This window comes from Pseudomonas sp. GL-B-19, from assembly GCF_019956415.1.
Lineage (GTDB): Bacteria > Pseudomonadota > Gammaproteobacteria > Pseudomonadales > Pseudomonadaceae > Aquipseudomonas.
Window position 1 is genome coordinate 1 of the sequence record NZ_JAHBDK010000108.1, and the last position, 26,228, is coordinate 26,228.

28 protein-coding genes, 4 tRNA genes and 1 rRNA gene are annotated in these 26,228 nt (G+C 54.7%); all 33 read left to right on the forward strand.

Annotation, left to right across the window (positions count from 1 at the left end):
* Positions 1-2 precede the first annotated feature (2 nt).
* The 33 genes from rrf to rplN all read left to right on the forward strand — a co-directional run bounded on the left by rrf (position 3) and on the right by rplN (position 26,221).
* Positions 3-118 (forward strand): 5S ribosomal RNA (gene rrf, locus KGB06_RS28910).
* Positions 119-253: 135 nt separating this feature from the next.
* Positions 254-1,213, forward strand: a complete 960-nt coding sequence (gene birA, locus KGB06_RS28915) for a bifunctional biotin--[acetyl-CoA-carboxylase] ligase/biotin operon repressor BirA (RefSeq protein WP_223521823.1) — start codon at positions 254-256, stop codon at positions 1,211-1,213.
* Positions 1,203-1,952: a pantothenate kinase gene (locus tag KGB06_RS28920; protein ID WP_223521825.1), complete on the forward strand. Its 750-nt coding sequence runs from the start codon at positions 1,203-1,205 to the stop codon at positions 1,950-1,952. Before birA ends, KGB06_RS28920 begins: the two co-directional genes overlap by 11 nt.
* 7 nt (positions 1,953-1,959) lie before the next feature.
* On the forward strand, positions 1,960-2,400 hold the full coding sequence (locus KGB06_RS28925) for a hypothetical protein (protein ID WP_223521826.1): 441 nt from the start codon (positions 1,960-1,962) through the stop codon (positions 2,398-2,400).
* Between the two features lie 144 nt (positions 2,401-2,544).
* A tRNA-Tyr gene (locus KGB06_RS28930) sits at positions 2,545-2,629 on the forward strand.
* Between the two features lie 24 nt (positions 2,630-2,653).
* A tRNA-Gly gene (locus KGB06_RS28935) sits at positions 2,654-2,727 on the forward strand.
* 26 nt (positions 2,728-2,753) lie between these two features.
* A tRNA-Thr gene (locus tag KGB06_RS28940) sits at positions 2,754-2,829 on the forward strand.
* Between the two features lie 84 nt (positions 2,830-2,913).
* Positions 2,914-4,107, forward strand: coding sequence for an elongation factor Tu (gene tuf / locus KGB06_RS28945; RefSeq protein ID WP_027924378.1), 1,194 nt, complete (start codon positions 2,914-2,916; stop codon positions 4,105-4,107).
* 53 nt (positions 4,108-4,160) lie between these two features.
* Positions 4,161-4,236 (forward strand) — tRNA-Trp (locus KGB06_RS28950).
* A 45-nt stretch (positions 4,237-4,281) separates the two neighbouring features.
* Entirely contained in the window at positions 4,282-4,650 is a 369-nt protein-coding gene (secE, locus tag KGB06_RS28955) for a preprotein translocase subunit SecE (RefSeq protein WP_007896620.1), read from the forward strand.
* Between the two features lie 9 nt (positions 4,651-4,659).
* Positions 4,660-5,193, forward strand: coding sequence for a transcription termination/antitermination protein NusG (nusG, locus tag KGB06_RS28960; protein ID WP_007896622.1), 534 nt, complete (start codon positions 4,660-4,662; stop codon positions 5,191-5,193).
* Between the two features lie 117 nt (positions 5,194-5,310).
* Positions 5,311-5,742 (forward strand): 50S ribosomal protein L11, encoded by a 432-nt coding sequence (gene rplK, locus KGB06_RS28965; protein ID WP_007933726.1) that lies wholly within the window; start codon positions 5,311-5,313, stop codon positions 5,740-5,742.
* A complete protein-coding gene (gene rplA / locus KGB06_RS28970) occupies positions 5,742-6,437 on the forward strand; it encodes a 50S ribosomal protein L1 (RefSeq protein WP_008041297.1) in 696 nt (231 codons plus the stop codon). The genes rplK and rplA overlap by 1 nt, the downstream gene beginning before the upstream one ends.
* A 198-nt stretch (positions 6,438-6,635) precedes the next feature.
* Positions 6,636-7,136, forward strand: coding sequence for a 50S ribosomal protein L10 (gene rplJ / locus KGB06_RS28975; RefSeq protein WP_038981297.1), 501 nt, complete (start codon positions 6,636-6,638; stop codon positions 7,134-7,136).
* Positions 7,137-7,210: 74 nt separating this feature from the next.
* Entirely contained in the window at positions 7,211-7,576 is a 366-nt protein-coding gene (gene rplL, locus KGB06_RS28980) for a 50S ribosomal protein L7/L12 (RefSeq protein ID WP_223521827.1), read from the forward strand.
* 220 nt (positions 7,577-7,796) lie between these two features.
* Entirely contained in the window at positions 7,797-11,870 is a 4,074-nt protein-coding gene (gene rpoB, locus KGB06_RS28985) for a DNA-directed RNA polymerase subunit beta (protein WP_223521828.1), read from the forward strand.
* A gap of 64 nt (positions 11,871-11,934) precedes the next feature.
* A complete protein-coding gene (rpoC, locus tag KGB06_RS28990) occupies positions 11,935-16,134 on the forward strand; it encodes a DNA-directed RNA polymerase subunit beta' (protein ID WP_008145492.1) in 4,200 nt (1,399 codons plus the stop codon).
* Between the two features lie 216 nt (positions 16,135-16,350).
* Positions 16,351-16,722: a 30S ribosomal protein S12 gene (gene rpsL, locus KGB06_RS28995; RefSeq protein WP_002555494.1), complete on the forward strand. Its 372-nt coding sequence runs from the start codon at positions 16,351-16,353 to the stop codon at positions 16,720-16,722.
* Positions 16,723-16,840: 118 nt separating this feature from the next.
* Positions 16,841-17,311, forward strand: coding sequence for a 30S ribosomal protein S7 (gene rpsG / locus KGB06_RS29000; protein WP_002555493.1), 471 nt, complete (start codon positions 16,841-16,843; stop codon positions 17,309-17,311).
* A 30-nt stretch (positions 17,312-17,341) separates the two neighbouring features.
* Positions 17,342-19,447 (forward strand): elongation factor G, encoded by a 2,106-nt coding sequence (gene fusA / locus KGB06_RS29005; RefSeq protein WP_223521829.1) that lies wholly within the window; start codon positions 17,342-17,344, stop codon positions 19,445-19,447.
* 30 nt (positions 19,448-19,477) lie between these two features.
* Entirely contained in the window at positions 19,478-20,671 is a 1,194-nt protein-coding gene (gene tuf / locus KGB06_RS29010) for an elongation factor Tu (protein ID WP_027924378.1), read from the forward strand.
* 156 nt (positions 20,672-20,827) lie between these two features.
* The gene (rpsJ, locus tag KGB06_RS29015; RefSeq protein WP_003186070.1) at positions 20,828-21,139 is read left to right on the forward strand and encodes a 30S ribosomal protein S10; all 312 of its coding nucleotides are present in this window, start codon (positions 20,828-20,830) and stop codon (positions 21,137-21,139) included.
* Positions 21,140-21,219: 80 nt separating this feature from the next.
* A complete protein-coding gene (gene rplC, locus KGB06_RS29020) occupies positions 21,220-21,855 on the forward strand; it encodes a 50S ribosomal protein L3 (protein ID WP_003186059.1) in 636 nt (211 codons plus the stop codon).
* Between the two features lie 12 nt (positions 21,856-21,867).
* Complete coding sequence (rplD, locus tag KGB06_RS29025) at positions 21,868-22,470, forward strand: 50S ribosomal protein L4 (protein WP_007896707.1); 603 nt, start codon at positions 21,868-21,870, stop codon at positions 22,468-22,470.
* On the forward strand, positions 22,467-22,766 hold the full coding sequence (gene rplW / locus KGB06_RS29030) for a 50S ribosomal protein L23 (RefSeq protein WP_002555488.1): 300 nt from the start codon (positions 22,467-22,469) through the stop codon (positions 22,764-22,766). Before rplD ends, rplW begins: the two co-directional genes overlap by 4 nt.
* Before the next feature lie 14 nt (positions 22,767-22,780).
* The gene (gene rplB, locus KGB06_RS29035) at positions 22,781-23,605 is read left to right on the forward strand and encodes a 50S ribosomal protein L2 (protein WP_003176423.1); all 825 of its coding nucleotides are present in this window, start codon (positions 22,781-22,783) and stop codon (positions 23,603-23,605) included.
* 16 nt (positions 23,606-23,621) lie between these two features.
* Positions 23,622-23,897, forward strand: a complete 276-nt coding sequence (gene rpsS, locus KGB06_RS29040; protein WP_002555486.1) for a 30S ribosomal protein S19 — start codon at positions 23,622-23,624, stop codon at positions 23,895-23,897.
* 13 nt (positions 23,898-23,910) lie between these two features.
* On the forward strand, positions 23,911-24,243 hold the full coding sequence (gene rplV / locus KGB06_RS29045) for a 50S ribosomal protein L22 (RefSeq protein ID WP_003103908.1): 333 nt from the start codon (positions 23,911-23,913) through the stop codon (positions 24,241-24,243).
* A gap of 13 nt (positions 24,244-24,256) precedes the next feature.
* Positions 24,257-24,943 carry a 30S ribosomal protein S3 gene (rpsC, locus tag KGB06_RS29050; protein WP_003176422.1) on the forward strand — a complete coding sequence of 229 codons (687 nt, stop codon included), beginning with the start codon at positions 24,257-24,259 and terminating at the stop codon, positions 24,941-24,943.
* A gap of 12 nt (positions 24,944-24,955) precedes the next feature.
* Positions 24,956-25,369: a 50S ribosomal protein L16 gene (rplP, locus tag KGB06_RS29055; protein ID WP_007896757.1), complete on the forward strand. Its 414-nt coding sequence runs from the start codon at positions 24,956-24,958 to the stop codon at positions 25,367-25,369.
* Entirely contained in the window at positions 25,369-25,560 is a 192-nt protein-coding gene (gene rpmC / locus KGB06_RS29060; RefSeq protein WP_008030901.1) for a 50S ribosomal protein L29, read from the forward strand. Before rplP ends, rpmC begins: the two co-directional genes overlap by 1 nt.
* Before the next feature lie 2 nt (positions 25,561-25,562).
* Positions 25,563-25,829 carry a 30S ribosomal protein S17 gene (rpsQ, locus tag KGB06_RS29065; protein ID WP_003176419.1) on the forward strand — a complete coding sequence of 89 codons (267 nt, stop codon included), beginning with the start codon at positions 25,563-25,565 and terminating at the stop codon, positions 25,827-25,829.
* A 23-nt stretch (positions 25,830-25,852) separates the two neighbouring features.
* Positions 25,853-26,221, forward strand: a complete 369-nt coding sequence (gene rplN, locus KGB06_RS29070; RefSeq protein WP_002555479.1) for a 50S ribosomal protein L14 — start codon at positions 25,853-25,855, stop codon at positions 26,219-26,221.
* The last annotated feature ends 7 nt before the right edge of the window (positions 26,222-26,228 follow it).

Below are 26,228 nucleotides of genomic sequence, written 5' to 3' on the forward strand. Positions count from 1 at the left end.
TTCTTGACGACCATAGAGCATTGGAACCACCTGATCCCATCCCGAACTCAGCAGTGAAACGATGCATCGCCGATGGTAGTGTGGGGTTTCCCCATGTGAGAGTAGGTCATCGTCAAGATTAAATTCCGAAACCCCTGTCTGCTAACGCAGACAGGGGTTTTGTTTTGTCCGCAGGAAATCCGTCTTGTCGGGTTTCTATGCAACGGCTCGGGGCATGGCTATCATGCGGGCCTCATTGTGAGGCGAGACTTGCATGCTGACGTTGTTAAAGCTTCTTAAGGATGGCCGGTTCCATTCGGGCCAGGCCCTGGGTGTTGCCCTAGGTGTCAGTCGTAGTGCGGTGTGGAAGCAGCTTCAGCATTTAGAGGCTGAGCTCGGCTTGTCAATTCATAAGGTGCGCGGTCGCGGATATCAACTGGCGGCACCGCTGACGTTGCTTGATCCTGTCGCCATAAAAAACAATGCACCCACGTGTGACTGGCCAATTTTGGTCTTCGATTCAATAGACTCCACCAACGCTGAGGCCTTGCGGGCTATTGAGCGTGGCCAAGCTGCGCCATTTTTGGTGCTTGCCGAGCGTCAGACGGCTGGCCGCGGGCGGCGTGGCCGAAAATGGGTCAGTCCTTTTGCAGAAAACATCTATTACAGTCTGGTATTGCGTATTGAAGGCGGAATGCGGCAACTGGAAGGGTTGAGCCTTGTTGTCGGACTTGCGGTCATGCAGACCTTGCGAGCGCTCGGTGTTCCGGAAGTGGGATTAAAATGGCCCAACGATGTTTTGGTGGGGCAGAAAAAGATCGCCGGGATATTGCTCGAGTTGGTTGGCGATCCTGCGGATGTATGTCACGTGGTGTTGGGTGTTGGGATTAACGTCAACATGCAGATGGCGGATGAGGTTGATCAGTTGTGGACGTCAATGCGTCTGGAGTCAGGCAAGGTGTTTGATCGCAATTACCTGGTTTCGGAGTTGGGCTCGATGCTCCAGGCATACCTGGCTCGGCACCAGCTCGACGGATTTTCCTCGATCCAGTCAGAGTGGGAGCAAAACCACCTATGGCAGGGGCGGGCAGTGTCTCTGATTGCAGGCGTAAGCCAGATAGATGGTGAGGTATTGGGTATCGACAGTCAGGGGGCTTTGCGCTTGAAAGTGAATGGCGTTGAAAAAGTCTTTAGTGGCGGTGAGCTCAGTCTGAGGTTGCGCGATGATTCTTGAGCTCGACTGTGGAAATAGTTTTATCAAGTGGCGTGTGCTCTGTGCTGATGTCAGGCGGGTGTTTAGCGAGGGTGTAGTTGATTCGGATGACGCTTTGCTGGAGGTTTTGAGCAGGCTTGGTGGGCTCGCTCTTAGGCATTGTCGGTTGGTTAGCGTCAGAACAGCCGAAGAAACCGCTGCTTTAACTTCTATATTGACGCAAACTTTCGGTGTGGCCGTGGTGTGTGCGACACCTGCTCGCGAAATGGCTGGAGTGCGCAACGGATACGCCGAGTTTGAGCGGCTGGGGCTCGATCGCTGGCTTGCGATGCTTGGAGGGTACCATCTGGCTTCTGGTGCATGCCTGGTGCTTGATTTTGGTACGGCCGTGACTGCCGACTTCATTGCTCAGGATGGGGAGCACCTTGGCGGCTTTATTTGCCCTGGAATGCCCTTGATGCGCAACCAGCTGCGAACCCATACCCGCAGAATCCGATACGGTGACCTGGCTGCCGAGCTCGCGCTAGAGAGTCTCGCTCCTGGTCGTACAACCGTCGAAGCAGTTGAGCGAGGATGCTCTCTTATGTTGAGGGGGTTTGTCCTGACTCAGTTGGAGATGGCGCGTAGTTATTGGGGGGATGACTTTGTTGTGTTCCTCACCGGGGGGGATGCGACTCTGGTCTCCGGAATCGTGCCCGAGGCCAAGCTGGTTCCAGACCTGATTTTTGTAGGTTTAGCGATGGCGTGTCCATTGTCCTGAGGTTTTTATGCGTTGGTTGTTTCTGTTGCTGCTCGTTCTGAACGTCTTTTATTACATTTGGCATCAGCAAGAAGCCCCGCTACGGGCGAAAGATGTAACGCCTTTGAGCTTGTACCGGGGGGCGCAACAGGATATTCGCTTACTAAGCGAGGCAACTGATGCGACCCGTGACAAGGGAAAACCCGCAGTGGCGGGAAATGGCTGTCTCTATTTGGGGGGCTTTGTCCGTCAGGAGTCCGCTTTGGCGGCTGGGCGACGTCTGGGCGAGATCGGTGTCAGGTTCCAGACTCTGCCGAAAGATTCTGCCGAGTCGTCTGGTTACTGGGTGCGTATAGCGCCCGAAAGCCAGCGTTTACTGGATGATTTGCAGCTGATAAACCTTTCTAAAGAATTCAATGAGTTAAAACATAAAATAATGCCGTGCGAGGGGGTTGCACCGGCTGAATAGTTTGAATAGAATGGCGCCCGCTTCGCAGTGAAGACCTTTAACGGTCAACGGTGCGAAAGTGATGTCAACGCAGCTAAGCTCAGGTTTTTAATGAGAAAAATGCTTGACAGAAGGCTGGCATGATGTAGAATGCCGGCTCGCTTAGGAGGGGTTCCCGAGCGGCCAAAGGGATCAGACTGTAAATCTGACGTCTACGACTTCGAAGGTTCGAATCCTTCCCCCTCCACCATTTTTAGCGAGAGCTGCAAGCTCCGCGGGTATAGTTTAGTGGTAGAACCTCAGCCTTCCAAGCTGATGATGCGGGTTCGATTCCCGCTACCCGCTCCAAGTTTGCAGGTCCTGCACAGTGTTTCGCTCTTGTAGCTCAGTTGGTAGAGCACACCCTTGGTAAGGGTGAGGTCAGCGGTTCAAATCCGCTCAAGAGCTCCATATAACAAGGCAGATATGAAAATATCTGCCTTTGTTTTAATGGTTGATATTGGTTGTTCAATTCTTCTGTTGGGGGTTGTTTCGATGGCTAAGGAAAAGTTCGATCGTTCGCTGCCGCACGTCAACGTTGGTACTATTGGTCACGTTGACCATGGTAAAACCACTCTGACTGCTGCTCTGACTCGTGTTTGCTCCGAGGTTTTCGGTTCGGCTATCGTTGATTTCGATAAAATCGACAGCGCACCAGAAGAAAAGGCTCGTGGTATCACCATCAACACCGCACACGTCGAGTACAACTCGAAGATTCGTCACTACGCTCACGTTGACTGTCCGGGTCACGCTGACTACGTGAAGAACATGATTACTGGTGCTGCCCAGATGGATGGCGCGATCCTGGTTTGCTCGGCCGCTGATGGTCCGATGCCGCAAACCCGTGAGCACATCCTGCTGTCCCGTCAGGTAGGCGTTCCGTACATCGTGGTTTTCCTGAACAAGGCTGACCTGGTAGACGACGCTGAGCTGCTGGAACTGGTTGAGATGGAAGTGCGCGATCTGCTGAGCACTTACGACTTTCCGGGCGACGACACTCCGATCATCATCGGTTCCGCTCGTATGGCTCTGGAAGGCAAAGACGACAACGAAATGGGCACCACTGCCGTTCGTAAACTGGTTGAAACTCTGGACAGCTACATCCCGGAGCCAGTTCGTCTGACTGACAAGCCGTTCCTGATGCCAATCGAAGACGTATTCTCGATCTCTGGTCGCGGTACTGTTGTGACTGGTCGTATCGAGCGCGGTATCGTTCGTGTTCAAGATCCACTGGAAATCGTTGGTCTGCGTGACACTACCGTCACCACCTGCACCGGTGTTGAAATGTTCCGTAAGCTGCTCGACGAAGGTCGTGCTGGCGAGAACTGCGGTGTGCTGCTGCGTGGTACCAAGCGTGACGACGTTGAGCGTGGCCAGGTTCTGGTTAAGCCGGGTTCGGTTAAGCCGCACACCAAGTTCACTGCAGAAGTTTACGTTCTGAGCAAGGAAGAAGGCGGTCGTCATACTCCGTTCTTCAAGGGCTACCGTCCGCAGTTCTACTTCCGTACGACTGACGTGACTGGTAACTGCGAGCTGCCAGAAGGCGTTGAAATGGTAATGCCAGGTGACAACATTCAGATGACTGTTACCCTGATCAAAACCATCGCGATGGAAGATGGTCTGCGTTTCGCTATCCGTGAAGGCGGTCGTACCGTCGGCGCTGGTGTCGTAGCCAAAATCATCGAGTAATTTGTTGTAATGTCTTTTTCGGGCCGGCATAATGGTCGGCCTGATTTTGTTTTAGGTCAGTAGCTCAATTGGCAGAGCGACGGTCTCCAAAACCGTAGGTTGGGGGTTCGATTCCCTCCTGACCTGCCAGATTCACTTGGTGTGTCTGGCTTTCTTTTCACAGGATCTTCATAGATGACTCCTAAAGCTGAAGCTCAAGGCTCTCGCTTCGATCTGCTCAAGTGGCTAGTAGTAGTCGCTTTGGTGGTTGTTGGCGTTGTTGGCAATCAGTATTACTCTGCTTCGCCGATCCTGTACCGCGTACTTGCATTGCTCGTCATTGCTGCTGTAGCTGCCTTTGTAGGCCTGCAGACAGTCAAGGGCAAGTCTTTCTTTGTACTGGTTAAGGAAGCTCGCACCGAGATTCGTAAAGTCGTATGGCCAACTCGCCAAGAAACCACGCAGACCACGTTGATTGTTGTGGCTGTCGTTCTGGTTATGGCGTTGCTGTTGTGGGGGCTCGATTCCCTGCTCGGCTGGCTTGTTTCCTTGATTGTCGGCTAAGGGTGTCCCGTGGCTAAGCGTTGGTACGTTGTGCATGCTTACTCCGGTTACGAGAAGCATGTCATGCGCTCGTTGGTAGAGCGCGTAAAGCTAGCTGGCATGGAAGATGGCTTTGGCGAAATTCTGGTTCCCACTGAAGAAGTGGTTGAAATGCGTAATGGCCAGAAACGCAAAAGCGAGCGTAAGTTCTTCCCTGGTTATGTGCTGGTACAGATGGACATGAATGAGGGTACTTGGCACTTGGTCAAGGATACTCCTCGGGTGATGGGCTTCATTGGCGGTACTGCCGATAAGCCAGCACCAATCACTGATAAAGAGGCAGAAGCAATTCTGCGTCGCGTTGCTGATGGTAGCGACAAGCCGAAGCCGAAGACGTTATTCGAGCCAGGTGAGTCGGTGCGTGTCAATGACGGACCGTTTGCTGATTTTACTGGCACGGTTGAAGAAGTTAACTACGAGAAGAGCCGGATCCAAGTGGCGGTGCTCATTTTCGGTCGCTCTACTCCGGTAGAGCTAGAGTTCAGCCAGGTCGAAAAAGTCTAGCTGAGCAAGCATCCCAACCCCGCAGCCATAGGCTGTGGGGTTTTGTCGTCACTGGGATAAACGCGCAAGTAACCGGGGAGCCTTTCGAGGCGTTTGAACCCGTAATTGGAGTGCCTCATGGCCAAGAAAATTACCGCTTACATCAAGCTGCAAGTGAAGGCCGCTCAGGCTAACCCAAGCCCACCTGTTGGTCCTGCTCTGGGTCAGCACGGCGTGAACATCATGGAATTCTGCAAGGCTTTCAACGCCCGTACTCAGGGTCTTGAGCCAGGTCTGCCGACTCCAGTGATCATCACTGTCTACAGCGACCGTAGCTTCACTTTTGAAACCAAGTCCACCCCTGCTTCGGTTCTGCTGAAGAAGGCTGCTGGTCTGACTAGCGGTTCCGCTCGTCCGAACACCGTTAAGGTTGGCACCGTGACTCGTGCTCAGCTGGAAGAAATCGCGAAAACCAAAAACGCGGATCTGACTGCAGCTGATATGGAAGCAGCCGTGCGTACTATCGCCGGTTCTGCTCGTAGCATGGGCCTTAACGTGGAGGGTGTGTAATGGCTAAGTTGACCAAGCGTCAAAAGGCTATCGCCGGCAAAATCGAAGCAGGCAAGTCCTACAACTTTGTAGACGCTGCTGCTCTGCTGGCTGAGCTGTCGACTGTCAAGTTCAGCGAGTCGTTCGACGTTGCTGTTAACCTGGGTGTTGACCCGCGTAAATCTGACCAGGTTGTTCGTAGCGCTACTGTGCTGCCACACGGCACTGGCAAGACCGTTCGCGTTGCTGTGTTCACCCAGGGTCCAGCCGCTGAGGCCGCTCTGGCTGCCGGCGCTGATCGTGTAGGTATGGACGACCTGGCTGCCGAAATGAAAGGCGGCGACCTGAACTATGACGTAGTTATCGCATCCCCGGATGCAATGCGCGTTGTTGGTCAGTTGGGTCAGATCCTCGGTCCACGCGGCCTGATGCCTAACCCTAAAGTCGGCACCGTAACTCCAGACGTAGCTACCGCGGTTAAAAACGCCAAGGCTGGTCAGGTTCGTTATCGCACCGACAAAAACGGCATCATCCACACTTCCGTTGGCAAGATCGGCTTCGACGCCGTCAAGCTGAAGGAAAACGTTGAAGCCCTGATCGCTGATCTGAAGCGTATCAAGCCAGCTTCCTCGAAAGGCATTTACGTCAAGCGCGTTACCCTGAGCACCACTATGGGCCCAGGTCTGGTCATCGACCAAAGCTCGCTCGACGCTTAAGACACAGGTTGGCGCAAGCGATTGCGCCAATTGAAAGATTGGGGTCCCTGCCTGGCGGGGGCTATCCAAGACCGTAGGCGACGCAAGTCTTAAACCTCAAGCCTACGCAGATGGTGCTCCCGGTTCCTTACCGAATCAGACACCAAAACGACATCCGGCTCCGGCCAGATGAAACGGTAACAAGCAGGAGTTAAACCCGTGGCAATTAAACTCGAAGACAAGAAGGCCATCGTCGCTGAAGTCAACGAGGCTGCCAAAGTCGCTCTGTCCGCTGTCGTGGTTGATGCCCGTGGCGTAACAGTAGGCGCAATGACCGGACTCCGTAAAGAGGCTCGTGAAGCTGGCGTTTACGTACGTGTTGTACGTAACACCCTGCTCAAGCGCGCTGTTGCTGACACTGAATACAGTGTTCTCAACGACGTGTTCACCGGCCCGACCCTGATTGCATTCTCGAACGAACATCCAGGCGCTGCTGCCCGTATCTTCAAAGAGTTTGCCAAGGGTCAGGACAAGTTCGAGATCAAGGCAGCTGCGTTCGAGGGCAAGTTCCTCGCAGCTAATCAGATCGACGTACTGGCAACTCTGCCGACCCGTGACGAAGCAATTTCCCAGCTGATGAGCGTGATTCAAGGCGCTACCAGCAAATTGGCTCGTACTCTGGCGGCAATTCGCGACCAGAAAGAAGCTGCTGCAGCCTAAGGCTCGTCAACTTCTCGCGTTTTTTGTTTATTTCGATGGTCGCGTAGGCCGTCCCCCAATTCAGGAATTGAGTCATGTCTCTGACTAACGAACAAATCATCGAAGCAATCGGCCAGAAATCCGTAGTGGAAATCGTTGAGCTGATTAAAGCGATGGAAGAAACCTTCGGTGTTACCGCTGCTGCTGCATCGGCTGGTCCAGCTGCTGCTGCCGCTGTTGTTGAAGAGCAAACCGAATTCAACGTCATGCTGCTGGAAGCTGGCGAGAAGAAAGTTAACGTGATCAAGGCAGTACGTGAACTGACCGGCCTGGGCTTGAAAGAAGCCAAGGCTGTAGTTGACGGCGCTCCTGCCATGGTTCTGGAAGCCGTTTCGAAAGATGCCGGTGACAAAGCCAAAGCTACTCTGGAAGAAGCAGGCGCTAAAGTCGAGCTGAAGTAAGCATCGACTTTGCTCCTCCAGCCCGAGCGTTAAGCGAAAGGCTGATGGCTGGTGGCTCTTGCCACCGGCCTTTTTCCGTTATTTGCAGCCGACTGGGTCGGTGCTGATAACGAGCTGTAACCACCCGATGTGGTGGCGCAAACCATGGGGTTTGCACGATTTTCTGGCTGCTCCCGTCGGGAGGGGCCAAACAAGCAGGTGACCAAGCTGGGGAACGCTGATGGCTTACTCATATACTGAGAAAAAACGTATCCGCAAGGACTTTAGCAAGTTGCCGGACGTCATGGATGTGCCGTACCTCCTGGCCATCCAGCTGGATTCGTATCGTGAATTCTTGCAAGCGGGAGCGACTAAAGATCAGTTCCGCGACGTGGGCCTGCATGCGGCCTTCAAATCCGTTTTCCCGATCATCAGCTACTCCGGCAATGCTGCGCTGGAGTACGTCGGTTATCGCCTGGGCGAACCGGCATTTGATGTCAAAGAATGCGTATTGCGCGGTGTAACTTACGCCGTACCTTTGCGGGTAAAAGTGCGCCTGATCATTTTCGACAAAGAATCGTCGAACAAAGCGATCAAGGACATTAAAGAGCAAGAAGTCTACATGGGTGAAATCCCCCTGATGACTGAGAACGGTACCTTCGTAATCAACGGTACCGAGCGTGTAATCGTTTCCCAGCTGCACCGTTCCCCGGGCGTGTTCTTCGACCACGACCGTGGCAAGACGCACAGCTCCGGTAAACTGCTGTACTCCGCACGCATCATTCCTTACCGCGGTTCGTGGTTGGACTTCGAGTTCGACCCGAAAGACTGCGTGTTCGTGCGTATTGACCGTCGTCGCAAGCTGCCTGCATCGGTATTGCTGCGCGCGCTGGGCTATACCACTGAAGAAGTGCTGGACGCGTTCTACACCACCAACGTCTTCCACGTGCAAGGTGAAAACCTCAGCCTGGAACTGGTGCCTCAGCGCCTGCGTGGTGAAATTGCTGTCCTGGATATCCTGGATGACAAAGGCAAGGTTATTGTCGAGCAAGGTCGTCGTATCACCGCTCGCCACATCAACCAGCTGGAAAAAGCAGGGATCAAAGAGCTGCAAGTGCCTCTGGACTACGTCCTGGGTCGCACTACCGCCAAGGTCATCGTGCATCCGGCAACCGGCGAAATCCTGGCAGAGTGCAACACCGAGCTGAACACCGAGATCCTGGCCAAAATCGCCAAGTCTCAGGTTGTTCGCATCGAAACTCTGTACACCAACGATATCGACTGCGGTCCGTTCGTCTCCGACACACTGAAGATCGACTCCACCAGCAACCAATTGGAAGCGCTGGTCGAGATCTATCGCATGATGCGTCCAGGCGAGCCGCCAACCAAAGACGCTGCCGAGACTCTGTTCAACAACCTGTTCTTCAGCCCTGAGCGCTATGACCTGTCTGCGGTCGGCCGGATGAAGTTCAACCGTCGTATCGGTCGTACCGAGATCGAAGGTTCGGGCGTGTTGTGCAAAGAAGACATCGTTGCGGTATTGAAGACTCTGGTCGACATCCGTAACGGTAAAGGCATCGTCGACGACATCGACCACCTGGGTAACCGTCGTGTTCGCTGCGTAGGCGAAATGGCCGAGAACCAGTTCCGCGTTGGCCTGGTACGTGTTGAGCGTGCGGTCAAAGAGCGTCTGTCGATGGCTGAAAGCGAAGGCCTGATGCCGCAAGACCTGATCAACGCCAAGCCAGTGGCAGCGGCAGTGAAAGAGTTCTTCGGTTCCAGCCAGCTGTCGCAGTTCATGGACCAGAACAACCCGCTGTCCGAGATCACCCATAAACGTCGTGTTTCTGCACTCGGCCCTGGCGGTTTGACTCGTGAGCGTGCTGGCTTTGAAGTTCGTGACGTACACCCGACTCACTACGGTCGTGTATGCCCGATTGAAACGCCGGAAGGTCCGAACATCGGTCTGATCAACTCCCTGGCCGCTTATGCGCGCACCAACCAGTATGGTTTCCTCGAGAGCCCGTACCGTGTGGTGAAAGACGCTCTGGTCACCGACGAGATCGTGTTCCTGTCCGCCATCGAAGAAGCTGATCACGTGATCGCTCAGGCTTCGGCCACGATGAACGACAAGAAAGTCTTGATCGACGAGCTGGTAGCTGTTCGTCACTTGAACGAGTTCACCGTCAAGGCGCCGGAAGACGTCACCTTGATGGACGTATCGCCGAAACAGGTAGTTTCGGTTGCAGCGTCGCTGATCCCGTTCCTCGAGCACGACGACGCCAACCGTGCGTTGATGGGTTCGAACATGCAGCGTCAAGCTGTACCAACCCTGCGCGCTGACAAGCCGCTGGTCGGTACCGGCATGGAGCGTAACGTAGCCCGTGACTCCGGCGTTTGCGTCGTGGCTCGTCGTGGTGGCGTTATCGATTCCGTCGACGCCAGCCGTATCGTGGTTCGTGTCGCTGATGACGAAGTTGAAACCGGCGAAGCTGGTGTCGACATCTACAACCTGACCAAATACACCCGCTCCAACCAGAACACCTGCATCAACCAGCGTCCGCTGGTGCGTAAAGGTGATCGGGTTCAGCGCAGCGACATCATGGCTGACGGTCCGTCCACCGATATGGGTGAACTGGCACTGGGTCAGAACATGCGCATCGCGTTCATGGCATGGAACGGCTTCAACTTCGAAGACTCCATCTGCCTGTCCGAGCGTGTGGTTCAGGAAGATCGCTTCACCACGATCCACATTCAGGAACTGACCTGTGTGGCACGTGACACCAAGCTTGGGCCAGAGGAAATCACTGCAGACATCCCGAACGTGGGTGAAGCTGCACTGAACAAGCTGGACGAAGCCGGTATCGTTTACGTAGGTGCTGAAGTTGGCGCAGGCGACATTCTGGTCGGTAAGGTCACTCCGAAAGGCGAGACCCAACTGACTCCGGAAGAGAAGCTGTTGCGTGCCATCTTCGGTGAAAAAGCCAGCGACGTTAAAGACACCTCCCTGCGCGTGCCTACCGGCACCAAGGGTACCGTCATCGACGTACAGGTCTTCACCCGTGACGGCGTTGAGCGTGATGCTCGTGCACTGTCGATCGAGAAGACTCAACTCGACGAGATCCGCAAGGACCTGAACGAAGAGTTCCGTATCGTTGAAGGCGCAACTTTCGAACGTCTGCGTTCCGCTCTGGTCGGCCACAAAGCCGAAGGCGGCGCCGGTCTGAAGAAAGGTCAGGACATCACCGACGAAGTTCTCGACGGTCTTGAGCATGGTCAGTGGTTCAAACTGCGCATGGCTGAAGATGCTCTGAACGAGCAGCTCGAGAAGGCTCAGGCCTACATCGTTGATCGTCGCCGTCTGCTGGACGACAAGTTCGAAGACAAGAAGCGCAAACTGCAGCAGGGCGATGACCTGGCTCCAGGCGTGCTGAAAATCGTCAAGGTTTACCTGGCAATCCGTCGCCGCATCCAGCCGGGCGACAAGATGGCCGGTCGTCACGGTAACAAAGGTGTGGTCTCCGTGATCATGCCGGTTGAAGACATGCCGCACGATGCCAATGGCACCCCGGTCGACGTCGTCCTCAACCCGTTGGGCGTACCTTCGCGTATGAACGTTGGTCAGATCCTTGAAACCCACCTCGGCCTCGCGGCCAAAGGTCTGGGCGAGAAGATCAACCGGATGATCGAAGAACAGCGCAAAGTTGCTGAACTTCGTACCTTCCTGGACGAGATCTACAACCAGATCGGCGGTCGTAACGAAGATCTGGATAGCTTCTCCGACCAGGAAATCCTGGATCTGGCGAAGAACCTGCGTGGCGGCGTTCCAATGGCCACTCCAGTGTTCGACGGCGCCAAGGAAAGCGAAATCAAGGCCATGCTGAAACTGGCAGACCTGCCAGAAAGCGGCCAGATGCAGCTGACCGACGGCCGTACCGGCAACAAGTTCGAGCGCCCGGTTACTGTTGGCTACATGTACATGCTGAAGCTGAACCACTTGGTAGACGACAAGATGCACGCTCGTTCTACCGGTTCGTACAGCCTGGTTACCCAGCAGCCGCTGGGTGGTAAGGCACAGTTCGGTGGTCAGCGTTTCGGGGAGATGGAGGTCTGGGCACTGGAAGCATACGGTGCCGCTTACACTCTGCAAGAAATGCTCACAGTGAAGTCGGACGATGTGAACGGCCGTACCAAGATGTACAAAAACATCGTGGATGGCGATCACCGTATGGAGCCGGGCATGCCCGAGTCCTTCAACGTGTTGATCAAGGAAATTCGTTCCCTCGGCATCGATATCGATCTGGAAACCGAATAACACGTGACGCGAATCGAGAGCGGGGCAGGATTGCCCGCTCTCTGCTCCGCCAGGAGGAAAGGCCTTGAAAGACCTACTGAATTTGCTGAAAAACCAGGGTCAAGTCGAAGAGTTCGACGCCATCCGTATTGGATTGGCATCGCCTGAGATGATCCGTTCGTGGTCGTTCGGTGAAGTTAAAAAGCCGGAAACCATCAACTACCGTACGTTCAAACCTGAGCGTGATGGCCTGTTCTGCGCCAAGATCTTTGGCCCGGTAAAGGATTACGAGTGCCTGTGCGGTAAGTACAAGCGCTTGAAGCACCGCGGCGTGATCTGCGAGAAGTGCGGCGTTGAAGTCGCGCTGGCTAAAGTTCGTCGTGAGCGTATGGCGCACATCGAACTGGCCTCGCCAGTTGCCCACATCTGGTTCCTGAAATCGCTGCCGTCGCGTATCGGCTTGCTGATGGACATGACCCTGCGTGATATCGAACGCGTTCTCTACTTCGAGAGCTATGTCGTTATCGATCCAGGCATGACCACCCTTGAAAAAGGTCAGCTGCTCAACGACGAGCAGTACTTCGAAGCGCTGGAAGAGTTCGGCGACGATTTCGATGCCCGCATGGGTGCCGAAGCTGTCCGTGAACTGCTGCACGCTATCGACCTGGAACACGAGATTGGCCGTCTGCGTGAAGAAATTCCGCAAACCAACTCCGAAACCAAAATCAAGAAGCTGTCCAAGCGTCTGAAGTTGATGGAAGCCTTCCAGGGTTCCGGCAACCTTCCAGAATGGATGGTGCTGACCGTTCTGCCGGTTCTGCCGCCAGATCTGCGTCCACTGGTCCCGCTGGATGGCGGTCGCTTTGCGACTTCCGACCTCAACGATCTGTATCGTCGAGTGATCAACCGTAACAACCGCTTGAAGCGTCTGCTCGATCTGTCCGCTCCGGACATCATCGTGCGCAACGAAAAGCGTATGTTGCAGGAAGCCGTCGACGCACTGCTCGACAACGGTCGTCGTGGCCGCGCTATCACGGGTTCCAACAAGCGTCCTCTGAAATCCTTGGCTGACATGATCAAGGGTAAGCAAGGTCGTTTCCGTCAGAACTTGCTCGGTAAGCGTGTTGACTACTCCGGTCGTTCGGTAATTACCGTAGGTCCGACCCTGCGTCTGCACCAGTGCGGTCTGCCGAAGAAAATGGCTCTCGAGCTGTTCAAGCCGTTCATTTTCGGCAAGCTGGAAATGCGTGGTCTCGCTACCACCATCAAAGCTGCCAAGAAGATGGTCGAGCGCGAGCTGCCGGAAGTTTGGGACGTTCTCGCTGAAGTCATCCGCGAACACCCGGTTCTCCTCAACCGTGCACCGACCCTTCACCGTCTGGGTATCCAGGCGTTTGAACCGGTACTGATCGAAGGTAAGGCTATCCAGCTGCACCCTCTGGTCTGTGCTGCGTACAACGCCGACTTCGACGGCGACCAAATGGCCGTGCACGTACCGCTGACACTGGAAGCCCAGTTGGAAGCGCGTGCGTTGATGATGTCGACCAACAACATTCTGTCGCCAGCCAACGGTGAGCCAATCATCGTTCCGTCGCAGGACGTTGTATTGGGTCTGTACTACATGACTCGTGAAGCGATCAACGCCAAGGGCGAAGGTCGTGTGTTCGCGGATCTGCAAGAAGTTGACCGTGTGTTCCGTGCCGGCGAAGCCGCACTGCACGCTAAAGTCAAAGTGCGGATTAACGAAACCGTTAACGATCGTGATGGTGGCAGCGTCAAGAACACCCGTATCGTCGACACCACTGTCGGCCGTGCGCTGTTGTTCCAGGTTGTTCCACCTGGCCTGTCGTATGACGTCGTCAACCAGCCGATGAAGAAAAAAGCGATCTCCAAGCTGATCAACCAGTGCTACCGCGTGGTTGGTTTGAAAGAGACCGTGATCTTCGCTGACCAGTTGATGTACACCGGTTTTGCTTATTCGACCATCTCCGGCGTTTCCATCGGTGTTAACGACTTCGTTATCCCGGATGAAAAAGCCCGCATCATCAATGCTGCTACTGATGAAGTGAAAGAGATCGAAAGTCAGTACGCCTCCGGCCTGGTAACCCAGGGCGAGAAGTACAACAAAGTGATCGACCTTTGGTCCAAGGCGAACGACGAAGTTTCCAAGGCAATGATGGCCAACCTCTCGAAAGAGAAAGTCATCGACCGCCATGGCGTCGAAGTCGACCAAGAGTCTTTCAACTCGATGTACATGATGGCCGACTCGGGTGCACGGGGTTCTGCTGCGCAGATCCGTCAGCTCGCCGGTATGCGTGGCCTGATGGCCAAGCCGGACGGTTCCATCATCGAAACGCCGATTACTGCGAACTTCCGTGAAGGTTTGAGCGTACTTCAGTACTTCATCTCGACTCACGGTGCTCGTAAAGGTTTGGCGGATACCGCGTTGAAAACTGCGAACTCCGGTTACCTGACTCGTCGTCTGGTAGACGTGGCGCAGGATCTGGTTGTGACCGAGATCGATTGCGGCACCGAGCATGGCCTGGTAATGACTCCGCACATTGAAGGCGGTGACGTTGTTGAGCCGCTGGGTGAGCGCGTATTGGGTCGTGTTATTGCCCGTGACGTGTTCAAGCCAGGTACCGAAGAAATCATCGTTCCTGCCGGCACACTGGTAGACGAGAAGTGGGTCGAGTTCATCGAGCTGAACAGCATCGATGAAGTGATCGTGCGTTCGCCGATCAGCTGCGAAACCCGCTACGGCATCTGCGCCAAGTGCTACGGCCGTGACCTGGCTCGTGGTCACCAGGTGAACATCGGTGAAGCGGTCGGCGTTATCGCTGCCCAGTCCATCGGTGAGCCGGGTACCCAGCTGACCATGCGTACGTTCCACATCGGTGGTGCGGCAAGCCGGACCTCCGCAGCTGACAGCGTTCAGGTGAAGAATGGCGGTACCGTCCGTCTGCACAACCTGAAGCACGTTGAGCGAGTGGATGGTTGCCTGGTTGCTGTGTCCCGTTCGGGTGAGCTGGCAATCGCTGATGACTTCGGTCGTGAGCGCGAGCGTTACAAGCTGCCGTACGGTGCTGTGATTTCGGTTAAAGAAGGTGACAAGGTCGACGCTGGCGCAATCGTGGCCAAGTGGGATCCGCACACTCACCCAATCGTTACCGAAATGAAAGGTACCGTGACCTACGTGGGCATGGAAGAAGGCATCACGATCAAGCGTCAGACTGACGAATTGACCGGTATGACCAACATTGAAGTACTCGACGCCAAAGACCGTCCAGCTGCCGGTAAAGATATCCGTCCTGCTGTGAAGATGGTTGATGACAACGGCAAGGATCTCTTGCTGCCGGGTACTGACGTAATTGCTCAGTACTTCCTGCCTGCTAACGCCCTGGTTGGTGTAGCGGATGGCGCGAAGATTGCGATCGGTGATGTTATCGCTCGTATCCCGCAAGAGACTTCGAAGACCCGTGACATCACCGGTGGTCTGCCACGTGTTGCCGACTTGTTCGAAGCACGTCGTCCGAAAGAAGCCTCGATTCTGGCTGAAGTCAGCGGCACCATCGCGTTCGGTAAAGAGACCAAAGGCAAGCGCCGTCTGGTTATCACTCCGAACGACGGCACCGATCCGTACGAAGAGCTGATTCCGAAGTGGCGTCACCTGAACGTCTTCGAAGGCGAACAGGTAAACCGCGGCGAAGTTATCTCCGACGGCCCGAGCGATCCACACGACATCCTGCGTCTGCTGGGTGTGAGTGCGCTGGCCAAGTACATCGTGAACGAGATCCAGGACGTTTATCGTCTGCAAGGCGTGAAGATCAACGACAAGCACATCGAGACCATCCTGCGTCAGATGTTGCGTAAGGTTGAAATCGCTGAATCCGGCGACTCGACTTTCATCAAGGGCGACCAGATGGAGTTGACTCACGTTCTGGTAGAGAACGAGCGTCTGGCGGGCGACGAGAAATTCGTTTCCAAGTTCACTCGCGTGTTGCTGGGTATCACCAAGGCGTCGTTGTCCACCGAATCGTTCATCTCGGCGGCTTCCTTCCAGGAAACCACCCGAGTACTGACCGAGGCGGCGGTAACCGGCAAGCGCGATTACCTGCGCGGCCTGAAAGAAAACGTGGTCGTGGGTCGTCTGATCCCGGCCGGTACCGGTCTGGCTTATCACAGCGAGCGTAAGCGTCGCCGTGATGCTGACAAACCGTTGCGCGTAAGCGCCAGTGAAGTGGAAGCTGCACTGACCGAAGCGCTGAACTCTAGCGGTAACTGAGTTCTGCGATAAATGAGCGTAAGGCCCTGACCGCTCCGTTCATCGAATCGAGACAATTTGTCGAGGTTGGATGGGTGGAGAGGTCGGGGCCTTGCCTTGACTGGGGGCAAGATCCTCTTTAGACTCTTGTACCCCTAAATTTGGCGGGAATTCGTTCCTGCCATTTTGCTTTTCTTGCAAGACAATAGCGTCGCAAGACAACAGTGGAGCTAGTAGATGGCAACTATCAACCAGCTGGTACGTCAGCCGCGTAAGCGTATCGTCGAGAAATCCGACGTACCTGCGCTGCAGAACTGCCCGCAACGTCGTGGCGTATGCACCCGTGTGTATACCACCACGCCGAAAAAACCTAACTCGGCACTGCGTAAAGTATGCCGTGTGCGTCTGACCAACGGTTTCGAGGTTTCCTCGTACATCGGCGGTGAAGGCCACAACCTGCAAGAGCACAGCGTGGTACTGATCCGCGGCGGTCGTGTAAAAGACTTGCCAGGTGTTCGTTACCACACCGTACGCGGTTCTTTGGATACTTCCGGCGTTAAAGGTCGTAACCAGGGTCGTTCGAAGTACGGTACCAAGAAGCCTAAGTAGTAGCGGCTTTTTGTAAAAACTGATTTTCTATTTTTCTGAGTCGATAAGAGTAAGGTCGGAGGCGTCCCGCAAGGGCACCGATTCCGAGCGAACCTGAAGACCGTTTGAGGGCTTATCCATGCCAAGAAGACGCGTAGCAGCCAAGCGCGAAGTGCTTGACGATCCAAAGTACGGCAGCCAGATCCTGGCCAAGTTCATGAACCACGTAATGGAAAGCGGCAAGAAAGCCGTTGCCGAACGTATCGTTTATGGCGCGCTGGAAAAAGTTAAAGAACGCAAGAACAGCGATCCCCTGGAAATCTTCGAGAAAGCTCTCGACGCCATCGCTCCGCTGGTCGAAGTAAAGTCGCGCCGTGTAGGCGGTGCTACTTACCAGGTTCCGGTCGAAGTTCGTCCGTCCCGTCGTAACGCTCTGGCAATGCGCTGGTTGGTAGACTTCGCCCGCAAGCGCGGCGAGAAGTCTATGGCTCTGCGTTTGGCTGGCGAACTGTTGGACGCCGCTGAAGGTAAAGGTGCTGCAGTTAAGAAGCGTGAAGACGTGCACCGTATGGCTGAAGCCAACAAGGCTTTCTCGCACTACCGCTTCTAATTTTAGCGTCACTAATTTTGCGAGGGCTTTATGGCTCGTACAACACCGATTAATCGCTACCGTAACATTGGTATCGTTGCACACGTGGATGCTGGTAAAACCACCACCACCGAGCGCGTCCTTTTTTACACTGGCAAAAGTCACAAGATGGGCGAGGTGCATGACGGCGCCGCGACCACAGACTGGATGGTGCAGGAGCAGGAGCGTGGTATTACCATTACTTCTGCTGCTATTACCGCCTTCTGGCAGGGTTCCGAGAAGCAGCACAAAGACCAATACCGTTTTAACGTCATCGACACCCCGGGCCACGTAGACTTCACTATTGAAGTTGAGCGTTCCCTGCGTGTTCTCGACGGCGCGGTCGTTGTGTTCTGCGGTACCTCGGGTGTTGAGCCTCAGTCGGAAACCGTATGGCGTCAAGCCAACAAGTACGGTGTTCCACGTCTTGTTTACGTAAACAAGATGGACCGTGCTGGTGCGAACTTCCTGCGCGTGATCGGTCAGATCAAGCAGCGTCTGGGTCATACCCCGGTGCCGATCCAGTTGGCTATCGGTTCCGAAGACAATTTCCAGGGTCAGATCGATCTGTTGGCCATGGAAGCTGTTTACTGGAACGATGCTGACAAAGGCATGGTTCCACGTCGCGAGCCTATCCCTGCTGAACTGCAGGAACTGGCTAACGAGTGGCGCGGCAACATGGTTGAGGCTGCGGCCGAAGCCAGCGAAGAGCTGATGAACAAGTACCTCGAAGGTGAAGAGCTCACCAACGCGGAAATCAAGGCCGCTCTGCGTCAGCGTACTATCGCTGGTGAGATCGTTCTGGCTGTTTGCGGTTCTTCCTTCAAGAACAAGGGTGTTCCCCTGGTTCTCGACGCCGTTATCGACTACCTGCCTGCTCCTACCGACATTCCTGCCATCAAGGGTACTGACCCGGATGACGAGACCAAGGAAATGGAGCGTCACGCAGACGACAGCGAGCCGTTCTCGGCTCTGGCGTTCAAGATCGCTACCGACCCATTCGTGGGTACCTTGACCTTTGTTCGAGTTTACTCGGGCGTGTTGGCCTCCGGCGACGGCGTGATCAACTCGGTTAAAGGCAAGAAAGAGCGCGTGGGTCGTATGGTGCAAATGCACGCAAACGCCCGTGAAGAAATCAAGGAAGTACGCGCTGGTGACATCGCGGCCTTGATCGGCATGAAGGACGTCACCACTGGTGAGACTTTGTGCAACGCTGACAAGCCAATCATCCTGGTTCGCATGGACTTCCCGGAGCCGGTTATTTCGGTTGCCGTAGAGCCTAAGACCAAGGATGACCAGGAAAAAATGGGTATCGCTCTGGGCAAGCTTGCTCAGGAAGATCCATCTTTCCGCGTCAAAACCGATGAAGAGACTGGTCAAACGATCATCTCCGGCATGGGCGAGCTGCACCTGGACATCCTGGTTGACCGGATGCGCCGTGAGTTCAACGTCGAAGCCAACATTGGTAAGCCTCAGGTTTCCTATCGTGAGCGCATCACGAAGAACTGTGAAATCGAAGGCAAATTCGTTCGTCAATCCGGCGGTCGTGGCCAGTTCGGCCATTGCTGGATTCGTTTTGCTCCTGCTGACGAAGGTCAGGAAGGTCTGCAATTCGTGAACGAAGTCGTGGGTGGTGTGGTTCCTAAGGAATACATCCCGGCGATCCAGAAGGGTATCGAAGAGCAGATGAAGAACGGCGTTGTTGCCGGCTATCCGCTGATCGGCCTGAAGGCTACCGTGTTTGATGGTTCTTACCACGACGTCGACTCCAACGAGATGGCGTTTAAGGTGGCTGCTTCCATGGCGACCAAGCAACTGGCCCAGAAGGGCGGTGGTGAGTTGCTTGAGCCGATCATGGCGGTAGAGGTTGTTACGCCTGAAGACTATATGGGTGACGTGATGGGCGACCTTAACCGTCGTCGCGGCATGATTTTGGGTATGGAAGACACGGTCTCCGGCAAAGTAATTCGCGCCGAAGTTCCGCTGGGCGAGATGTTCGGTTATGCGACCGACGTTCGTTCCATGTCCCAGGGTCGCGCAAGCTACTCTATGGAATTCAAAAAATACAATACGGCTCCGTCGCACATCGTCGAAACCGTTACCAAAAAACAAGGCTGATTCAGTCCTTTAGGCAAGGAGTTAATTGTCGTGGCTAAAGAAAAATTTGATCGTTCCCTACCGCACGTCAACGTTGGCACCATCGGTCACGTTGACCACGGTAAAACCACTCTGACTGCTGCTCTGACTCGTGTTTGCTCCGAGGTTTTCGGTTCGGCAATCGTTGATTTCGATAAAATCGACAGCGCGCCAGAAGAAAAAGCTCGTGGTATCACCATCAACACCGCGCACGTCGAGTACAACTCGAAGATCCGTCACTACGCTCACGTTGACTGCCCAGGTCACGCTGACTATGTGAAGAACATGATCACCGGTGCTGCCCAGATGGACGGCGCTATCCTGGTTTGCTCGGCCGCTGATGGTCCGATGCCGCAAACCCGTGAGCACATCCTGTTGTCCCGTCAGGTAGGCGTTCCGTACATCGTGGTTTTCCTGAACAAGGCTGACCTGGTAGACGACGCTGAGCTGCTGGAACTGGTTGAGATGGAAGTGCGCGATCTGCTGAGCACTTACGACTTCCCAGGCGACGACACTCCGATCATCATCGGTTCCGCTCGTATGGCTCTGGAAGGCAAAGACGACAACGAAATGGGCACCACTGCCGTTCGTAAACTGGTTGAAACTCTGGACAGCTACATCCCAGAACCAGTTCGTCTGACCGACAAGCCGTTCCTGATGCCAATCGAAGACGTATTCTCGATCTCAGGTCGCGGTACTGTTGTGACTGGTCGTATCGAGCGCGGTATCGTTCGCGTACAAGATCCGCTGGAAATCGTTGGTCTGCGTGACACTACCGTCACCACCTGCACCGGTGTTGAAATGTTCCGTAAGCTGCTCGACGAAGGTCGTGCTGGCGAGAACTGCGGCGTGCTGCTGCGCGGCACCAAGCGTGACGACGTTGAGCGTGGCCAGGTTCTGGTTAAGCCGGGTTCGGTTAAGCCGCACACCAAGTTCACCGCAGAAGTTTACGTTCTGAGCAAGGAAGAAGGCGGTCGTCATACTCCGTTCTTCAAAGGCTACCGTCCACAGTTCTACTTCCGTACGACTGACGTGACTGGTAACTGCGAGCTGCCAGAAGGCGTTGAAATGGTAATGCCAGGTGACAACATTCAGATGACTGTTACCCTGATCAAAACCATCGCGATGGAAGATGGTCTGCGTTTCGCTATCCGTGAAGGCGGTCGTACCGTCGGCGCTGGCGTCGTAGCCAAAATCATCGAGTAAGCTCTTTTTGAGTAAGCTTTGATGACTTGAAAAAGCCCCCGCTCAGCGGGGGCTTTTTTATTGGGTTGACACCTATCTGGGGCGTCTATAGAATTGCGCCTCCTTTTAACGGGCGTATTGCGCTCGGTGGGAATAGCAGCCGGAGTCTGAAATCCAATGCAAAATCAGCAAATCCGTATCAGGTTGAAGGCTTTTGACCATCGCCTGATCGACCAATCCACCCAGGAAATCGTGGAAACCGCGAAACGTACTGGTGCTCAAGTGCGTGGTCCAATTCCACTGCCTACCCGTAAAGAGCGGTTCACCGTTCTGGTCTCCCCGCACGTCAACAAAGACGCGCGTGACCAGTACGAGATCCGTACTCATAAGCGCGTTCTGGACATCGTCCAGCCAACGGATAAAACCGTTGATGCTCTTATGAAGCTTGATCTTGCGGCCGGTGTGGAAGTGCAGATCAGCCTCGGCTAAGACTCGGTCTTAGTCGTGTAACGCTCTGAAATGGGCGGCCATAGCGGGTGAAAGCCCCGTACACTCATGAGGTTTACAACATGACTATTGGTGTAGTCGGTCGTAAATGCGGTATGACCCGTATTTTCACCGAAGAAGGTGTCTCCATTCCGGTCACGGTCATTGAGATCGAACCGAATCGCGTCACCCAGTTCAAAACTGAAGAGACCGATGGCTACCGTGCAGTGCAAGTCACTGTAGGCGAGCGTCGTGCTTCGCGTGTTACAGCTGCTCAAGCTGGCCACTTCGCTAAGGCGAACGTTGCCGCTGGTCGTACCGTAATGGAATTCCGTCTTGAAGAAGGCGAGTACCAGGCCGGCGATCTGATCAACGCTGAAATCTTCGCTGCTGGTCAACTGGTTGATGTAACCGGTCAGTCCAAGGGTAAAGGCTTCCAGGGTACGATCAAGCGTTGGAACTTCCGCGGGCAAGATAATACCCACGGTAACTCCGTGTCCCACCGCGTTCCAGGCTCTATCGGCCAGTGCCAGACTCCTGGTCGTGTATTCAAGGGCAAAAAAATGTCCGGTCATATGGGCGCTGAGCGCGTGACCGTGCAGTCCCTCGAAGTAGTGCGCGTGGACGCTGAACGCAATCTGTTGTTGGTCAAGGGCGCTGTTCCTGGCGCTACTGGCGGCAACTTGGTTGTACGTCCAGCAGCCAAGGCTCGCGGTTAAGGGGAAGCTGACATGCAATTAAATGTAAATGACGCTCAAGCGATCGAAGTTTCCGAACTGACATTTGGCGGCGAATTCAACGAGACGCTGGTTCACCAAGCAGTCGTGGCCTACATGGCCGGCGGCCGTCAGGGTTCCAAGCAGCAAAAGACCCGTTCCGACGTTCGTGGTGGCGGTAAGCGCCCATGGCGTCAGAAAGGTACTGGCCGTGCTCGTGCCGGTACTATCCGTAGCCCAATCTGGCGTGGCGGCGGTACCACTTTCGCAGCTCGTCCTCAGGATCACACCCAGAAGCTGAACAAGAAGATGTATCGCGCAGCAATGCGTTCCATCCTTGCTGAGCTGGTGCGTACTGATCGTCTGGTTGTGGTTCAGGACTTCGCTGTTGATGCACCGAAGACCAAAGATCTGCTGAACAAACTGACTGGCATGGGCTTGACTGACGTCTTGATCGTGTCTGAAGTCGTTGATCAGAACCTGTACCTGGCTGCTCGTAACCTGCCACACGTTGATGTGCGTGACGTGCAGGGTTCCGATCCAGTTAGTCTGATCGCATACGACAAGGTGTTGATCACCGTGTCGGCCGTGAAGAAATTCGAGGAGCTGCTGGGATGAACCAGGAACGCGTATTTAAAGTTCTGCTTGGCCCGCACGTTTCCGAGAAGGCTACGGTTCTGGCTGACAAGAAAGGCCAGTTCGTTTTCAAGGTTGCAACTGACGCAACCAAGCTGGAAATCAAGAAGGCCGTCGAAAGCCTGTTCAGCGTGAAAGTAGAGCGTGTTACTACCCTGAATGTTCTGGGTAAGAGCAAGCGCACTGCTCGCGGTCTGGGCAAGCGTAATGACTGGAAGAAGGCAGTTATCTCCCTTCAGCCAGGCCAAGATCTCGATTTCAGCAGCAGTGCTGAGTAAGGAAGGGGTGCATCATGGCAATCGTTAAATGCAAACCGACTTCCCCTGGCCGCCGTTTTGTGGTCAAGGTGGTCAACCAGGAGCTGCATAAAGGCGCTCCTCACGCACCGCTGCTCGAGAAAAAATCGAAGACTGGTGGTCGTAACAACAATGGTCGCATTACCACTCGTCACATCGGTGGTGGCCATAAGCAGCATTATCGTCTGGTCGATTTCCGTCGCAACGACAAAGATGGCATCTCTGCCACTGTCGAGCGTATTGAATACGATCCAAACCGTACTGCTCACATCGCTCTGCTGCTGTACGCAGATGGCGAGCGTCGCTACATCATCGCCCCTAAAGGCGTGAGTGCTGGTGACCAGCTGATCGCAGGTGCTCTGGCACCGATCAAGCCGGGCAACGCTCTGCAACTGCGTAACATTCCAGTTGGTAGCACCGTACACGGCATCGAATTGAAGCCAGGTAAAGGCGCGCAAATCGCTCGTTCCGCTGGTGCTTCGGCTCAGCTGATCGCTCGTGAAGGTGTCTACGTGACCCTGCGTCTGCGTTCTGGTGAGATGCGTAAAGTGCTGGCTGAATGCCGCGCGACCCTGGGCGAAGTCTCGAACTCCGAGCACAGCCTGCGTTCGCTGGGTAAAGCTGGTGCCAAACGCTGGCGTGGCGTTCGCCCAACCGTTCGTGGTGTTGCCATGAACCCGGTTGACCACCCACATGGTGGTGGTGAAGGTCGTACCTCTGGTGGTCGTCATCCGGTATCGCCATGGGGCTTCCCGACTAAGGGCGCGAAGACTCGTGGTAATAAGCGTACCGACAAAATGATCGTCCGTCGTCGCAAGTAAATAGAGGGATACGACAGTGCCACGTTCTCTGAAAAAAGGTCCTTTTATTGATCTTCACCTACTGAAGAAGATCGAAGTGGCGGCGGAAAAGAACGATCGCAAACCAGTTAAGACCTGGTCGCGCCGTTCCATGATCCTGCCACAAATGGTCGGTTTGACCATTGCTGTGCATAACGGTCGTCAACATGTTCCAGTTCTCGTGAACGAAGACATGGTCGGCCACAAACTGGGCGAGTTTGCCGGTACCCGCACATATCGTGGGCACGTGGCAGACAAGAAAGCCAAGCGTTAAGGGGTAAGGAACGATGGAAGTAGCCGCTAAGTTGTCGGGCGCTCGAATCTCCGCCCAGAAAGCCCGCTTGGTCGCCGACCAGATCCGCGGGAAGAAGGTGGGCGAAGCGCTCAACCTGTTGGCTTTCAGCAGTAAGAAAGCCGCCGAGATCATGAAGAAAGTGCTGGAGTCGGCCGTAGCCAACGCCGAGCATAACGAAGGCGCAGACGTTGATGACCTTAAGGTCAGCACCGTTTTCGTCAACGAAGGGCGTTCGCTGAAGCGCATCATGCCACGTGCCAAAGGCCGTGCTGATCGCATCGTCAAGCGGTCTTGCCATATCACTGTCAAGGTTGCTGACAAGTAACGGAGTCGAAGAGATGGGTCAGAAAGTACATCCCATTGGCATTCGCCTGGGAATCGTCAAGGAGCACACCTCCGTCTGGTACGCAGACGGTCGGACTTATGCGGACTATTTGTTCGCTGATCTGAAGGTGCGTGAGTATCTCCAAGACAAACTAAAAAGCGCGTCCGTAAGCCGTATCGATATCCATCGTCCGGCTCAGACTGCACGTATCACCATCCACACCGCTCGTCCAGGTATCGTTATCGGGAAGAAAGGTGAAGATGTTGAGAAACTGCGTCAGGACCTGACCAAGCAAATGGGTGTGCCTGTGCACATCAATATCGAAGAGATCCGCAAGCCGGAGCTCGACGGTATGCTGGTTGCGCAGAGCGTAGCTCAGCAGCTGGAGCGTCGCGTAATGTTCCGTCGCGCTATGAAGCGCGCTGTTCAGAACGCCATGCGCATTGGTGCCAAAGGCATCAAAATCCAAGTGAGCGGTCGTCTCGGCGGTGCTGAAATCGCACGTACTGAATGGTATCGCGAAGGTCGTGTGCCACTGCACACCCTGCGTGCCGACATCGACTATGCCAACTACGAAGCTCACACCACTTACGGTGTGATCGGTGTAAAGGTTTGGATCTTCAAAGGCGAAGTAATTGGTGGTCGCCAAGAAGAACTGAAACCACAAGCACCAGCGCCTCGTAAAAAAGCTGCTAAGTAAGGGGTACGCCAAATGTTGCAACCAAAGCGTACGAAGTTCCGCAAGCAGATGACAGGCCACAACCGTGGTCTGGCTCAGCGCGGTAGCAAAGTCAGCTTCGGCGAGTTCGCGCTGAAGTCTGTAGCTCGTGGTCGTCTCACCGCTCGTCAGATCGAGTCAGCGCGTCGTGCACTGACCCGTCACGTTAAACGTGGCGGCAAGATCTGGATCCGTGTATTCCCGGACAAGCCTATTTCCAAAAAGCCACTCGAAGTTCGGATGGGTAAAGGTAAGGGTAGTGTGGAGTACTGGGTTGCCCAGATTCAGCCAGGCAAAGTCCTGTATGAAATCGAGGGCGTTTCTGAAGAGCTGGCGCGTGAGGCTTTTGCCCTGGCTGCTGCAAAGCTGCCGCTCGCCACCGCTTTTGTTAAACGGACGGTGATGTGATGAAAGCGAATGAACTTCGTGAAAAAGACGCGCCGCAGCTTAACGAGCAACTGCTCGGCCTGCTGCGCGACCAGTTCAATCTGCGGATGCAGAAAGCAACTGGCCAGTTGGGGCAGTCTCACCTGCTCCGGCAAGTTAAGCGTGACATCGCTCGCGTGAAGACTGTGCTCAAACAGCAGGCAGGTAAGTAATCATGGCTGAAGCCGAAAAAACCGTCCGTACGCTGACTGGCCGTGTTGTCAGCGACAAAATGGACAAGACCATCACCGTTCTGATCGAGCGTCGCGTTAAGCACCCGATCTACGGTAAATACGTTAAGCGTTCGACTAAGCTGCACGCGCACGACGAAACCAATCAGTGCCACATCGGCGACAAAGTCACTATTCGTGAAACTCGTCCTTTGGCCAAGACTAAGTCTTGGGCGCTGGTTGATGTTCTCGAACGCGCTGTGGAAGTCTAAGGACTAGGGGTCGGAGAAATTATATGATTCAGACTCAATCCATGCTCGATGTGGCCGATAACTCTGGCGCTCGCCGTGTTATGTGCATCAAGGTGCTGGGTGGCTCCCATCGTCGTTACGCTGGTATCGGTGACATCATCAAAGTTACCGTCAAGGAAGCAATTCCTCGCGGTAAAGTGAAAAAAGGCCAAGTGATGACTGCTGTTGTAGTCCGCACTCGTCACGGCGTACGTCGTGCTGATGGCTCCATTATCCGCTTTGATGGCAACGCTGCTGTTCTTCTGAACAACAAGCAAGAGCCGATCGGCACCCGTATCTTTGGGCCAGTGACCCGTGAACTTCGTACTGAGAAGTTCATGAAGATCGTCTCGCTCGCCCCAGAAGTGCTGTAAGGAGATC

Excerpts from the sequence above, each read along its gene's own strand:
- birA (WP_223521823.1), top strand. The coding sequence starts at position 254 with ATGCTGACGTTGTTAAAGCTTCTTAAGGATGGCCGGTTCCATTCGGGC.
- KGB06_RS28920 (WP_223521825.1), top strand. The coding sequence starts at position 1,203 with ATGATTCTTGAGCTCGACTGTGGAAATAGTTTTATCAAGTGGCGTGTG.
- KGB06_RS28925 (WP_223521826.1), top strand. The coding sequence starts at position 1,960 with ATGCGTTGGTTGTTTCTGTTGCTGCTCGTTCTGAACGTCTTTTATTAC.
- tuf (WP_027924378.1), top strand. The coding sequence starts at position 2,914 with ATGGCTAAGGAAAAGTTCGATCGTTCGCTGCCGCACGTCAACGTTGGT.
- secE (WP_007896620.1), top strand. The coding sequence starts at position 4,282 with ATGACTCCTAAAGCTGAAGCTCAAGGCTCTCGCTTCGATCTGCTCAAG.
- rplK (WP_007933726.1), top strand. The coding sequence starts at position 5,311 with ATGGCCAAGAAAATTACCGCTTACATCAAGCTGCAAGTGAAGGCCGCT.
- rplA (WP_008041297.1), top strand. The coding sequence starts at position 5,742 with ATGGCTAAGTTGACCAAGCGTCAAAAGGCTATCGCCGGCAAAATCGAA.
- rplL (WP_223521827.1), top strand. The coding sequence starts at position 7,211 with ATGTCTCTGACTAACGAACAAATCATCGAAGCAATCGGCCAGAAATCC.
- rpoB (WP_223521828.1), top strand. The coding sequence starts at position 7,797 with ATGGCTTACTCATATACTGAGAAAAAACGTATCCGCAAGGACTTTAGC.
- rpsL (WP_002555494.1), top strand. The coding sequence starts at position 16,351 with ATGGCAACTATCAACCAGCTGGTACGTCAGCCGCGTAAGCGTATCGTC.
- rpsG (WP_002555493.1), top strand. The coding sequence starts at position 16,841 with ATGCCAAGAAGACGCGTAGCAGCCAAGCGCGAAGTGCTTGACGATCCA.
- fusA (WP_223521829.1), top strand. The coding sequence starts at position 17,342 with ATGGCTCGTACAACACCGATTAATCGCTACCGTAACATTGGTATCGTT.
- rpsJ (WP_003186070.1), top strand. The coding sequence starts at position 20,828 with ATGCAAAATCAGCAAATCCGTATCAGGTTGAAGGCTTTTGACCATCGC.
- rplC (WP_003186059.1), top strand. The coding sequence starts at position 21,220 with ATGACTATTGGTGTAGTCGGTCGTAAATGCGGTATGACCCGTATTTTC.
- rplD (WP_007896707.1), top strand. The coding sequence starts at position 21,868 with ATGCAATTAAATGTAAATGACGCTCAAGCGATCGAAGTTTCCGAACTG.
- rplW (WP_002555488.1), top strand. The coding sequence starts at position 22,467 with ATGAACCAGGAACGCGTATTTAAAGTTCTGCTTGGCCCGCACGTTTCC.
- rplB (WP_003176423.1), top strand. The coding sequence starts at position 22,781 with ATGGCAATCGTTAAATGCAAACCGACTTCCCCTGGCCGCCGTTTTGTG.
- rplV (WP_003103908.1), top strand. The coding sequence starts at position 23,911 with ATGGAAGTAGCCGCTAAGTTGTCGGGCGCTCGAATCTCCGCCCAGAAA.
- rpsC (WP_003176422.1), top strand. The coding sequence starts at position 24,257 with ATGGGTCAGAAAGTACATCCCATTGGCATTCGCCTGGGAATCGTCAAG.
- rplP (WP_007896757.1), top strand. The coding sequence starts at position 24,956 with ATGTTGCAACCAAAGCGTACGAAGTTCCGCAAGCAGATGACAGGCCAC.
- rpmC (WP_008030901.1), top strand. The coding sequence starts at position 25,369 with ATGAAAGCGAATGAACTTCGTGAAAAAGACGCGCCGCAGCTTAACGAG.
- rpsQ (WP_003176419.1), top strand. The coding sequence starts at position 25,563 with ATGGCTGAAGCCGAAAAAACCGTCCGTACGCTGACTGGCCGTGTTGTC.
- rplN (WP_002555479.1), top strand. The coding sequence starts at position 25,853 with ATGATTCAGACTCAATCCATGCTCGATGTGGCCGATAACTCTGGCGCT.